The sequence below is a fragment of the Streptomyces sp. NRRL S-646 genome, assembly GCF_000720765.1.
Taxonomy (GTDB): domain Bacteria; phylum Actinomycetota; class Actinomycetes; order Streptomycetales; family Streptomycetaceae; genus Streptomyces.
On the sequence record NZ_JODC01000016.1, the window covers coordinates 41677 to 54053 of the forward strand.

11 protein-coding genes are annotated in these 12377 nt (G+C 69.1%); 9 read left to right on the forward strand and 2 right to left on the reverse strand.

What is annotated here, in order from left to right:
• Nucleotides 1-94: 94 nt before the first annotated feature.
• Nucleotides 95-1084 carry an aldo/keto reductase gene (locus tag IH68_RS0136825; RefSeq protein ID WP_030944253.1) on the reverse strand — a complete coding sequence of 330 codons (990 nt, stop codon included), beginning with the start codon at nt 1082-1084 and terminating at the stop codon, nt 95-97.
• A 467-nt stretch (nt 1085-1551) separates the two neighbouring features.
• On the opposite strand from IH68_RS0136825, the gene IH68_RS0136830 reads away from it, so the two are divergent.
• Entirely contained in the window at nt 1552-2796 is a 1245-nt protein-coding gene (locus IH68_RS0136830) for a cytochrome P450 family protein (protein WP_030944254.1), read from the forward strand.
• A gap of 399 nt (nt 2797-3195) precedes the next feature.
• Here IH68_RS0136830 and IH68_RS0136835 read toward each other — a convergent pair whose 3' ends face one another.
• Nucleotides 3196-3819 (reverse strand): TetR/AcrR family transcriptional regulator, encoded by a 624-nt coding sequence (locus IH68_RS0136835; protein ID WP_030944256.1) that lies wholly within the window; start codon nt 3817-3819, stop codon nt 3196-3198.
• A gap of 205 nt (nt 3820-4024) precedes the next feature.
• On the opposite strand from IH68_RS0136835, the gene IH68_RS0136840 reads away from it, so the two are divergent.
• The 8 genes from IH68_RS0136840 to IH68_RS0136880 all read left to right on the forward strand — a co-directional run bounded on the left by IH68_RS0136840 (nt 4025) and on the right by IH68_RS0136880 (nt 12362).
• A complete protein-coding gene (locus IH68_RS0136840; RefSeq protein WP_030944261.1) occupies nt 4025-4840 on the forward strand; it encodes an oxidoreductase in 816 nt (271 codons plus the stop codon).
• A 113-nt stretch (nt 4841-4953) separates the two neighbouring features.
• Complete coding sequence (locus IH68_RS0136845; protein ID WP_107057593.1) at nt 4954-6594, forward strand: FAD-dependent oxidoreductase; 1641 nt, start codon at nt 4954-4956, stop codon at nt 6592-6594.
• The gene (locus IH68_RS0136850) at nt 6591-8075 is read left to right on the forward strand and encodes an ATP-binding protein (protein ID WP_030944269.1); all 1485 of its coding nucleotides are present in this window, start codon (nt 6591-6593) and stop codon (nt 8073-8075) included. Before IH68_RS0136845 ends, IH68_RS0136850 begins: the two co-directional genes overlap by 4 nt.
• Nucleotides 8072-8422 (forward strand): UBP-type zinc finger domain-containing protein, encoded by a 351-nt coding sequence (locus IH68_RS0136855; protein WP_030944272.1) that lies wholly within the window; start codon nt 8072-8074, stop codon nt 8420-8422. Before IH68_RS0136850 ends, IH68_RS0136855 begins: the two co-directional genes overlap by 4 nt.
• A gap of 107 nt (nt 8423-8529) precedes the next feature.
• A complete protein-coding gene (locus tag IH68_RS0136860; protein WP_030944275.1) occupies nt 8530-8715 on the forward strand; it encodes a hypothetical protein in 186 nt (61 codons plus the stop codon).
• A gap of 113 nt (nt 8716-8828) precedes the next feature.
• A complete protein-coding gene (locus tag IH68_RS0136865; RefSeq protein ID WP_030944280.1) occupies nt 8829-9707 on the forward strand; it encodes an alpha/beta fold hydrolase in 879 nt (292 codons plus the stop codon).
• Between the two features lie 107 nt (nt 9708-9814).
• Nucleotides 9815-10069: a DUF302 domain-containing protein gene (locus tag IH68_RS50500; RefSeq protein ID WP_051833913.1), complete on the forward strand. Its 255-nt coding sequence runs from the start codon at nt 9815-9817 to the stop codon at nt 10067-10069.
• A 1273-nt stretch (nt 10070-11342) separates the two neighbouring features.
• Nucleotides 11343-12362 carry an NAD(P)/FAD-dependent oxidoreductase gene (locus tag IH68_RS0136880; RefSeq protein WP_030944285.1) on the forward strand — a complete coding sequence of 340 codons (1020 nt, stop codon included), beginning with the start codon at nt 11343-11345 and terminating at the stop codon, nt 12360-12362.
• The last annotated feature ends 15 nt before the right edge of the window (nt 12363-12377 follow it).

A 12377-nucleotide genomic window follows, 5' to 3' on the forward strand; every position in this document is an offset into this window, starting at 1 on the left:
CCGACAGCGACACCGCACCCCAGACACCCACGGCGAACCGGCCGACCACCCGCCCGCCCGGCCGGCCGCCCGGCCGCTCCATGGGAGCCCCCGCTTAGCGGTTGACCGACCGCATCCCCGCCTCGTCGTACCGCTCCCCCGCCGCCTCGGGCAGCTCCGCGTCGATGCGGGCCAAGTCGTTCTTGGTCAGCACGACGTCGGCCGCCGCGGCGTTCTGCTCCAGGTAGGTACGGCGCTTGGTGCCCGGGATCGGCACCAGGTGCTCGTCCTGGGCCAGCACCCAGGCGATCGCCAGCTGTGCCGGCGTCACGTCCTTCTCCGCGGCGATCTCCCTCACCATTGCCGCCAGCCGCTGGTTCGCCTCCAGATTGGCGTCCTGGAAACGCGGGTTCTGGCGGCGCCAGTCGTTCGCGTCCAGGTCGTCCGGCGACGTGAAGCGCCCGGCGAGGAAGCCGCGGCCGAGCGGCGAGTACGGCACGAAGCCGATGCCCAGCTCCCGGCAGGCCGGCAGCACCTCGGCCTCCACGTCCCGCGACCACAGCGAGTACTCGCTCTGCACCGCGGTCACCGGGTGCACGGCGTGCGCGCGCCGGATGGTCTGCGCGCTCGCCTCGCTCAACCCGATGTGGCGCACCTTGCCCTCGGCGACCAGTTCGCCCAGCGCGCCCACCGTCTCCTCGATGGGGACGTTCGGGTCGACCCGGTGCTGGTAGTACAGGTCGATGTGGTCGGTCCCCAGACGCTGCAGGGAGCCGTGGACCGAGCTGCGGACATGCTCGGCCGAACCGTCCTGCGGGCCGACCGTGCTGATGTCGCCGGGTACGGCGTTGTCCATCCGGTAGTTGAACTTCGTCGCGATCACATACTCGTCGCGACGTCCCCGGATGGCCTCGCCGACCAGCGACTCGTTGGTGAGCGGGCCGTACATCTGTGCGGTGTCGAGGAAGTTCATGCCGAGGTCGAGGGCGCGCCGGATGGTCGCGATGCCCTCCTCCTGGTCGGTGGATCCGTAGAAGGCGGACATGCCCATGCATCCGAGGCCGATGGCCGATACCTGGAGATCCCGCAGGCTGCGCTTCTGCATGCCGTGTCCCAGCCTTTCTGCACGCTCGTTCGTTGTTTTCCGGACGGCACCAAGCCCTTCATCCATCCGGCGACGGATGTGGCCGTCCGGCATCCTGCAGGGCACCGAATGGCGGGCTTGGTACGCCCCGATGTCTGCGACGCTACGGCCTGGAGCGCACTCCAGGGCAAGTCGGCGGGGCGGCGGGGGCAGCCACCGTCTGAAGCCCTGCCCCGCCTGCGGCGTGTATGACCAGCGCATGCATGACAAAGTGCGAATCCCTGCTGGGGCCCACTGCCCGTCATCGCCCTCACCGGCCCTACCGTGCGGCACCCCTGCCCCAAGGCCCGGACGGCGCAGCCGACTTGCGGCCACGCGCAGAGACATTGTGACGGTACGCAGTGGGTGCCTCGGGATCTCGTCCGGCGACGCCACGGCGACGTAGCTTTACGGTACGTATTCATGGTTCGAGACCCTGGGAGGCTGCGATGGCACACCTCGACCCCTTAGTGATCGATCCGGCCGGCCGCGACATCCACGGCGAGGCCGCCCGGATCCGCGAGCGCGGGCCGCTCACCCCGGTGGAACTTCCCGACGGCGTCCAGGCATGGGCCGTCAGTGACCCCGGTCTGCTCAGGCGCCTGCTCACCGACCCGCGTGTCTCCAAGGATCCGCGCCGCCACTGGACGAGCTGGATCAACGGCGAAATCACCCCGCAGTGGCCGCTGTTCACCTGGGTGGCGGTGCAGAACATGTTCACCGCGTACGGCGGCGAGCACAAACGGCTGCGCGCCCTGGTCGCCAAGGCGTTCACCGCACGCCGTACCGCCGCACTCCGGCCTCGTATCGAGGAGATCACCACGGACTTGCTGGACCGGGTGGAAGAGGCCGGACGGGACGGGCAGGTCGTCGATCTGCGTGAGGGGTTCTGCTACCCGCTGCCGATCCAGGTGATCAGCGATCTGTTCGGGCTGCCCGAGGAGCAGGGAGCCGAACTGCGCGCCGTCGTGGACAGCGTCTTCCACACCTCCGCCACACCGGAGGAAGTCACCGACACCTACACCCGCTTCTACGCCGCACTGGCCAAACTCGTCGCCCTCAAAAGGGAGTCGCCCGGCGACGACCTGACCACTGCCCTCATCGCGACCCGTGACGACGAGGACGGCACGCACCTGAGCGAGCAGGAACTCCTCGACACCCTCATGCTCATGGTCAGCGCGGGCCACGAGACCACGGTCAACCTCATCGACAACGCCATCCACGCCCTGCTGACCCACCCGGACCAGCTCGCACTCGTCCGCGGCGGCCACGCCTCCTGGGACGCTGTGATCGAGGAGACGCTGCGCGTCGAGGCACCCGTCGCCAGCCTGCCGCTGCGGTACGCCGTGGAGGACCTGGCGTTGGGAGAATTCGGCGGTCCCGAAGGCGTCGTGATCGGCAAGGGCGAAGCCATCCTGGCCGCGTACGCCGCAGCCGGACGCCACCCCGGCAAATACGGCGCCGACGCCGACCGGTTCGACGTCACCCGCGTCGACAAGGAGCACCTGGCCTTCGGGTACGGCGTTCACTTCTGCCTGGGCGCGCCGCTGGGGCGGCTGGAGGCGCGGATCGCACTGCCGGCGCTCTTCGACCGCTTTCCGGGGCTGCAACTCGCCGTGCCCCAGCAGGAGTTGGAGCCGGTGGACTCCTTCATCTCCAACGGCCACCGCTCCCTTCCGGTGCACCTTCGCTGATCACTCCCCTGGCCGGCAGGTCCGCACCCGGTCCGCCGGCCAGTCGGTGCAAGGCCTCGACATCCGTTGTCTCAACTGAGACAGCACAAGCTCTGAGACAGTCCAACTGTCCCTAACGTCCGCAGCGTGGGGAAAAGCCGGCGCGCTCCCCGCTCGCCGCCCCGGTGAAGGCCAGGCAGCAGGAGAAGGAGGCCGCCGCGGTGTGAGCGGGCGCCACCCGTGTGGGTGATGACAGCCGGGCGGTTCGGCGAGACGCTCAGCAGAGAGTCGAGGGCACCCGAGACCACTTCAGGGCCCGGTCGCGCGGCGGCCGGGCTCGCGCCATGCGGCGCGCCTCCGCGGCGTCGAAGTGGGCCGACCGCATCAGATGCCTGTGCAACGAGGCAGGCCGTGCCCTTCTCAGGTGTGGCGCGGGCGAGGCAGCAAGGCGAACGCGCTCTCCGCAATCGAGGTCAGACGGTCGGGACTGTGGCCGTACGCGCCTATGACATCGGTCCCGCGGATGACGCTCAGCAGAAGGTACGCAAGGTCGTCGGGATCCGCGTCGGGGTCGATGTCGCCGTTGCGCTGCGCCGCTCGCACACACTCGGCCACCGCCGTCGCCACCACGGAGAAGCAGTCGTTGGCCAGGCGTTTCACCTCGGCGTCGGAGGCGCCGATCTCCAGGGCCATCTTGGCGGCGAAGCAGGCCGCCGCCGTCCGGTCGGAGGCGGGGGGTACGTCGGCGGCGAGTGGCACCCCGTGGACGGCGCGGAGCAAGTATGCGTGCAGTCGTTCCAGGGCGCCCTCGTCCGGTCCGTCGAGCATCTTCCGCGGACCCTGTGCCAGCCGGGCGAAGTAGCCGGTCATCGCTTCCAGCAGCACGCCGTGCTTGCCGTCGAACGCGGCATAGAGGCTGCCGCGGCCCAGGCCGGTGGCGGCGCTGATGTCGTCGACGCTCGTGCCGTTGTAGCCCGAGGCGCGGAACTGCCGCTCGGCGGCATGGAGGACGTGGTCGCGGTCGAAGCTTCGTGGTCTCGCCATACAAAGACGGTAAAGCCGACCCACCCTTCTTGACAAGTCAGTACAGAACCGCCTAGGTTTCGGACTGTTCAGTAAACAACCATCCTGAGCTCACCGAACAGGCCTGGTCCGGACGTGCAGGACCGGTGCGGGACCGTGTCGACCTCAGCAAACCCGCCCCCGCACAGCGCCCGACGAAGTCATGCCCACCACCGAAGGAACCACCATGCAGACAGCTCCCCGAGTGGCCCTCGTGACGGGCGCCTCCTCCGGGATCGGGCGGGCGGCAGCACTCGCTCTTGTGGGCGCCGGCTTCGCGGTGGTCGGCACGAGCCGCAACGCGGCGAACGCCGAGCCGCTCGCCGGGGTGACGTTCCTCGATCTCGACGTGGCCAGCGACAAGTCGGTCCGCTCGCTGGTCGGCGAGGTGATCGAGCGGTTCGGCCGGATCGACGTCCTGGTCAACAACGCAGGCGTGGGCGCGGTCGGCGCCGGCGAGGAGAGCTCGATCAGCCAGGCCAAAGAGGTCTTCGACATCAACGTCTTCGGGCTGATCCGGATGACAAACGCAGTGCTGCCCCACATACGCGCCCAGGGCAGTGGCCGCGTGGTCAACGTCTCCTCGGTACTCGGTCTGATCCCAGCCCCGTTCATGGCCGTCTACGCCGCCACCAAGCATGCGGTCGAGGGCTACTCCGAGTCCGTCGACCACGAGCTTCGCGAGCACGGCGTCCGGATGCTGCTGGTCGAGCCGGCCTACACAAGCACGAGTTTCGAGGCGAGCAGCATGGCACCCGACTCGCCCCTGCCGGTCTACGCCGCACAGTGGGAGGTCTCCCGAGACGTGCTGGCCACGGCGGTGCGCAACGCCGACGCCCCGGACGTTGTCGCGAAGGTGATCGTCGCGGCCGCCACCGATTCCAAGCCCAAGCTCCGGTACACCCCGGGCTCGATGGCCAAACGCGTCAGCGTCATGCGCCGGATCGTGCCCTCGCGCGCCTTCGACAGACAGATCCGCAAGCTCAACCGACTGGCCGGCTGACCCCGCGGAACGGGGCGGCGCCCGAGGAGACGCACATGTCCGAACCAGAGACACCGAAGCCGGCATCAGCATCTTTCGTCCGACCGCTCTTGGACGCTGCGCGGACCGTCATCATGACCGTGGACGACGATCCCGGGGTGTCCCGGGCCGTCGCCCGTGACCTGCGGCGGCGCTACGGCGGTTCGTACCGGATCGTGCGCGCGGAGTCCGGCGAGTCCGCGCTGGACGCGCTGCGGGAGCTGAAGCTGCGCGGTGATCTGGTGGCCGTGATCCTGGCCGACTACCGCATGCCGCAGATGAACGGCATCGAGTTCCTGGAGCAGGCCCTGGATGTCCATCCGGGGGCCCGGCGGGTGCTGCTGACCGCGTACGCGGACTCGAATGCGGCGATCGACGCGATCAACGTCGTCGACCTCGACCACTACCTCCTCAAGCCGTGGGACCCCCCGGAGGAGAAGCTCTACCCGGTGCTCGACGACCTGCTGGACGCGTGGCGGTGCAGTGACTTCCGGCCGGTGCCGAGCACCAAGGTCGTCGGTCACCGGTGGTCGGCCCGCTCGTCGGACGTACGGGAGTTCCTGGCCCGCAACCAGGTGCCGTACCGCTGGTACTCCACCGAGGAGCCCGAGGGGCAGCGGCTGCTCGCGGCCGCGGGCCAGGACGGGCAGCGGCTGCCGGTGGTGATCACGGCGGACGGTACGGCGCTCGTCGAGCCGGAGGTGCCCGAACTGGCCGCGCACGTGGGGCTGGCGACGACACCCACGGCCGACTTCTACGACCTGGTCGTCATCGGCGGCGGGCCGGCCGGGCTGGGCGCGGCCGTGTACGGGGCCTCGGAGGGGCTGCGTACGGTGCTCGTCGAGCGCTCGGCGACCGGCGGGCAGGCCGGACAGAGCTCGCGGATCGAGAACTACCTGGGCTTCCCCGACGGCGTGTCGGGCGCCCAGCTCACCGACCGCGCCCGCCGGCAGGCGGCGAAGTTCGGGGCCGAGATCCTCACCGCGCGTGAGGTGTCGGGTCTGGAGATCAACGGGGCGGCCCGCACCGTGCGCTTCTCGGACGGGTCGCAGATCGCGGCGCACAGCGTGATCCTGGCGACCGGTGTGTCCTACCGGCAGCTGGAGGCGCCGGGTGCCACCGAGCTGTCGGGCCGCGGGGTGTTCTACGGGTCCGCGCTCACCCAGGCCGCTGCCTGCCAGGGCCACGACGTGTACATCGTCGGCGGCGCCAACTCGGCGGGTCAGGCGGCGATGTACCTGTCCAGGGGCGCCAAGTCGGTCACCCTGCTGGTACGCGGAGCGGACCTCACCGCGTCGATGTCGCACTACCTGATCCAGCAGATCGAGGACGCCCCGAACATCTCGGTGCGCGCGCGGACCGTCGTGGAGTCGGCGCACGGCTCGGACCACCTGGAGCAGCTGACCCTGCGCGACGTGGACACCGGCGAGACCGAACTGGTCGACGCGCAGTGGCTGTTCGTGTTCATCGGCGCGGCCCCGCTGACCGACTGGCTGGAGGGCACGGTGTTGCGGGACGAGCGCGGGTTCATCCTCGCCGGGCCCGATCTGACTGCCGACGGGCGGCCACCGGCGGACTGGGAGCTGGACCGGCCGCCGTACCACCTGGAGACCAACATCCCCGGCGTGTTCGTCGCCGGGGACGCGCGCGCGGAGTCCGCCAAGCGGGTCGCGTCCGCCGTCGGAGAGGGAGCCATGGCCGTGATGCTCGTACACCGGTATCGGGAGCAGTCGTGAGCGGGCGGCTGATGCCGTGCAGCGCGGCGGAGCTCAGCTCGCTGTTCCTGTTCGAGAAGCTCAGCGCCGAGCAGATCAGCAGGCTGTGCAGCGAGGGACGGGTCGAACTGTTCGACCCCGGGCCGGTGTTCACCGAAGGTGACCCGGCGGCCTGCTTCTACGTGATGATCGAGGGCACGGTCGTCATGTCACGCCGGGTGGGCAGCGACGACATCGAGGTGAGCCGCACGTCCCAGCCAGGGGTGTACGCGGGGGCCGTGCGGGCGTACGTCGGGGACGGGAAACCGCAGCGGTACATGAACTCGGTGCGGGTGTCGGAGCCGACGCGGTTCTTCGTCCTGCCCGCCGAATCCTTCGCGGACTTCATGCACGAGTGGTTTCCGATGGCGGTCCATCTCCTGGAGGGGCTCTTCCTCGGTGCGCAGACCTTTCAGCGGGCCGTCGGGCAGCGCGAACGGCTGCTGGCGCTGGGCTCGTTGTCCGCGGGTCTCACCCATGAGCTCAACAACCCGGCCGCGGCAGCTGTACGGGCCACCTCGTCGCTCAGGGACCGGGCCGCGCACATGCGCCACAAGCTCAGCGCCATCGCCTCCGGCCCCTACCACGGCGACGCCCTGAAGGCCGTGCTCGACCTCCAGGAGCGTACGGCCGAGCGGGTCTCCAAGGCGCCGGCACTGAGCCCGCTCGAAGCCTCCGACCGGGAGGACGAACTCGCCGACTGGCTCGACGACCACGGTGTCCCATACGGCTGGGAGATCGCGCCGGCCTTCGTGCAGGGCGGTCTCGACGTCGAGTGGCTGGAGCAGATCGCGGCGGCCGTCGACGAGCAGGAAATCCTGCAGAGTGCCATCGAGTGCCTCACCTACACGGTCGAGACCGAGCTGTTGATGTCCGAGATCGAGGACTCCACCACCCGTATCTCGCACCTCGTCGACGCCGCCAAGCAGTACTCGCAGCTGGACCGCGCGCCCTACCAGGTCGCCGATGTCCACGAACTCCTCGACAGCACGCTGCTGATGCTGTCCGGCAAGATCGGTCCCCAGGTCAAGGTCGTGAAGGAATACGACCGTTCGGTGCCGAGGATTCCGGCCTACCCGGCCGAACTGAACCAGGTGTGGACCAACCTGATCGACAACGCCGTCTTCGCCATCAACAGCGCCGGCGGAGAAGGGACCCTGACCGTACGCACCGCTGTGGTGCACGACCGGCTGCTGGTGGAGTTCCGCGACACCGGCCCGGGAGTGCCGGCCGAGATCCGCGGCCGGATCTTCGACCCGTTCTTCACCACCAAACCGGTGGGCGAGGGCACCGGGCTGGGACTCGACATCTCCTGGCGGATCGTCGTCAACAAGCACCACGGTGACCTGAAAGTCGAGTCCGTACCCGGCGACACCCGCTTCCAGGTGCTGCTCCCCCTCACCGCCACCGACCCCGACACCGAGCCCGACACCGTCCCCGACCCGGCTCAGGAGCCGTCATGACCAAGGACACCGGCATCGACCCCAGCGTCCCGCCCAGCGGTGCCGGATGCGTCGAGTGCGAAGCCGACGGCGGCTGGTGGTTCCATCTGCGGCGCTGCGCCCAATGCGGCCACATCGGCTGCTGCGACGACTCACCCGCCAAGCACGCCACCGGCCACTTCCGGGACACCGGCCATCCGGTGATCCGCAGTTACGAGCCGGGTGAGACCTGGTTCTGGAACTTCGAGACGTCCGAGCTGTACGACTCCGGTCCGGCCCTGGCTCCCCCGGACGCCCACCCTGCCGACCAGCCCACGCCGGGACCGGCGGGGCGCGTGCCGGCGAACTGGGCGAACACGCTGCGCTGAGCCTGGCCGACCAGGGCTGTCAGCGGTGGAGGTCAGGATCCATCTGTGCCGCAGAACCTGTTCGGCACTCCACTCACCGGCCGCGACGACGAGCTGACCCGTCTCGCATGATCGAGTTCTTCGCCGCCTGCATCCGGCTGGGGCAGCGGGACGGTGACGTCGGCCAGGACGTCGACTCCAGAGCGCAGGCGCTGTTTTTGCAGAACACCCGCGCCGGGCAGCGGGTCATGGCCAAGCCGTGCGACCGGCCGACGCTCCACCGGATCACCGACACGGCCCTCGCGGACCTCTGAGACAGGACACTTCGGGCGACCGCACCTCTTTGCCCCCTGATCAACTTCACCGACCAACGAAATAAGGAAAATGCCCGTATTGCGGCATTCTCCTCACCTGAAAGGACAGAACCATGGAACGCAACGAGTCTCCCGACGCGACGTACGCGAGAACCTGGAGCAACGGCCGCGGCGAGGTGCGGTTCTTCACCCGGGCCGATGGCTCGCGGCTGCGCTACTACACGGCTGGCACCGGCCCCGCCCTCGTACTGATGCACACCGTGCGCGGCCAACTCGACTACTTCCAGCGCGTGATACCGCTGCCGTGGGACCACTACACGGTCTACGCGCTGGATCTGCCCGGGATGGGATGGTCCGACATCGTCCCCGGCGCACAGTACGAGGAGCCGCAACTGCGGGCCGCGGTCGTCGAATTCGTCCGCGGACTGGATCTTCACGACGTCACCCTGTCGGGCGAATCGCTCGGGGGCGCGCTGTCCCTGTCGGCATCGATCGACCTGAAGGACCGGGTCAGCCGGGTCGTGGCGTTCAACAGCTACGACTACCCCCAGGGCGGGGAGCGGGGAAACTGGCTCTCCCGCCTCATCATCTCCAGCGTGCGGATGCCCGTGCTGGGCCCCCTCTTCGCCCCCCTCGAGCCACGGCCCATCTTTCGGGCAATTCTGCAGGGCGGCTACGTCGACAAGACCAGGCTGCCCGAGGACTTCATCACCGAGCTACTGAGCAGCGGCCGCCGCAAGGGCTACGCCAAGGTGTCCCGAGGGATCTTCCGCAGCCTCAAGGGATTCGACCGGGCCCGCGAGCGCTACCCGCGCGTGTCGGCACCCGTCACCCTCGTCTACAGCGAGAACGACTGGTCCCGGCCCGCCGAACGAGACCGCGTGGCCAACGCTCTGACGGACGTCCACCGCATCACCGTGCCCCGCACCGGCCACTTCTCCGCCCTGGAGCGCCCCGACGAGATGGCACGGATCCTCCTCGAGGCGGCCTGACCCCAAACGACCGGCACCCCCGCCCATCCCCGTCCAGTCGTTTGCCATCTACTGGACGCTGGACCCGATGCCGGTGCTCGGGACACCGGCTGCGCGCCGTCACTTACATGATGGGCAACAACGTCATCGCGGAAACCATGTTCCGACACGACCCCGGCACCATCCTGTACGCCCCGCTGCGAACCGCGATCTACGAGACCGCCTCCGGCCGCGTACAGATAAGCATCGACCAGCCGTCGAGCAAATTCGCCAGCTTTGGCGATCCCCGCATCGCCGAGGTCGGAGCACAACTTGACGCCAAAGTCGCTGAACTGCTCCGCCTCATGACACTGCCGGTACCACCGGCGCTGATCACGGCCTGACCCTTTGCACTCCAGCACCGTTTCGCTGTCTGACCTGGTCAGAGGCATCGTCGGGAGTGCAGTGGGCCGGTGGCCCATCGGGGGCGGTCTTGCCGGACCGCCCCCCTCCGATGAGGGGCATCGCCGCCGGCGCGGCCTGCTCAGGTAGGGCCGCCATATTGCTGCGGCGGTCCCCCCTCAGAACCGTGCGGGCCCGTTGTCCGAGCACACGGCTCAAGCAAGCCCTGATGGCTCGCGGGCGTATGCAGGTGCTGGCTTGTGTTTGCGACGTCGTTCTCTCCAGTAGTCGGCAAGAGCGGGGGCGTCGACGGACGACGCGCCCTTGACCATCTGGTGCCGGACGATCTTGGTCCAGGAGAACTTGGCGAGGTAGCGGCCGCTGTCGCGGTCGCCGAAGCCCCACTGGTCTCGCCTGGCCTGTTGAACATGCCGAAGTGGCGGGCGGTGACCCAGTGCTTCGGCTTGTTCGGGTGTGTGCGGGTTGCCTACGTGTAGATGAGCTTCCACACGTAGGCGTCCAGGGCCCGGAGGCGGCTGGCTGGCCCGGATGGACGGGGCCGTACTGGAGCGTGAGTTGGGGACGCCGATCGTCGGCATCCCCCGGACCGTGCTGCACCGCCTGCTCCGCGCAGCTTGGACACAGTCAGCACCGCCGCGGCAGTTTGTCGGGTACTCGGCACGGTGCTACAGCACCAGCTGAGTCTCGATAAGAGCGTGACACTGCAGTCTTCTGCTGTTCGCCCCGGCGAGGACTCCGCCGGCGTCTACGGGCCCGAAGCCATCGAGCGCCCTGATCGGTGCCTTGCCGCTGTTGGCCAAGCCCGCGATCATCCAGAAGCCCAAACTGGGCATTCCGGGCATCGTCGTGGTGAGCGAGGACCGACCTGCCATACTTGACAACTCAGTACAGAACCGCCTAGGTTTCTGACTGTTCAGTACACAACGGTCCTGAGCTCACCGGACAGGCCGCGTGCACGTCTGGCGCGATTGAGGGCAACCCATGCCTCTGAACTCCTCCGCGCCGCCCGGCGTTGCGACGCCTTCCAGGCCGGCAAGGCACGATCTGATCCTCGCGATCGTGGCGACGGCGAGTTTCATCGCCGTACTGGATCTCTACATCACGAACGTCCCAAGCAAGACGGGGCCGGACTCTCCACAACAGCCCACGACGGTCGCCGACCACTTCGTGGGCTTCCTGAACAGCTGCCCCCTGCAACCACCCAGAACTCGAAGGGTTGACCGAACCATGACTGACAAGGAAAAGCAGGAGGCCATGGCTGTGACCACTCCTGCGTACGCGAGCGACGCACTGGTCGAGGGGACCGTCGACGCGGTGGTGATCGGCGGGGGCGCCGCGGGGCTGAACGGTGCACTGATCCTCGCCCGCTCCCGCCGCTCGGTCGTCGTGATCGACAGCGGCTCCCCGCGCAACGCGCCCGCGGAGGCCGTGCACGGCCTCATCGCCCTGGACGGCACCCCGCCGTCCGAGATCCTTCGACGGGGCCGGGAGCAGGTGCGCCAGTACGGCGGACGCGTCGTGTTCGGCGAGGTGGTCTCGGCCGAGTCTGCCGCCCCGTCGGCGGACGGGGACCTGCGGTTCACCGTCGCCCTGGCCGACGGCCGTCACATCACCGCCCGCCGCGTCCTGGTGGCCACCGGCCTGAAGGATGTGCTGCCCGAGGTGCCCGGGCTCGCCGAGCACTGGGGGCACAGTGTGGTGCACTGCCCGTACTGCCACGGCTGGGAGGTGCGCGACGAGCCCATCGGCATCCTCGCCACCGGCGCGGCCTCCATCGGCCACGCGCTTTTGTTCCGCCAGCTGACCGAGGACGTGACCTACTTCACCCACGAAACCGACCTGGACGAGGACAGCCGCGCCCGCTTCGCGGCTCGCGGCATCCGCGTCATCGACACCCCGGTCACCGAGGTCGTCGACGACGAGGACGGTGCCCTCGCCGGGGTGCGCCTGGCCGACGGGCAGGTCGTGGCCCGCCGCGTCCTCGCGGTCGGCCCGCAGATGCAGGCCCGCACCCAGGGCCTGGAAGGTCTGGGCCTGCCGGTGCGGGACCTGCCGAACATGGGCCGCGGTTTCGCCTCCGGCATGGCCGGCACCACCGAGGTGCCGGGTGTGTGGGTGGCCGGCAACGTCACCGATCCGGTCGCCCAGGTCGGGGCCTCCGCAGCGGCCGGCGCACTGGCCGGCGCCGACATCAACAAAATGCTGGCCATCGCGGATACAGACGCGGCCCTCCAGAAGATCGCCGAGGCAAGCCCCGAAGCGGCCACACGATGATCTCGAAGCCTTGAG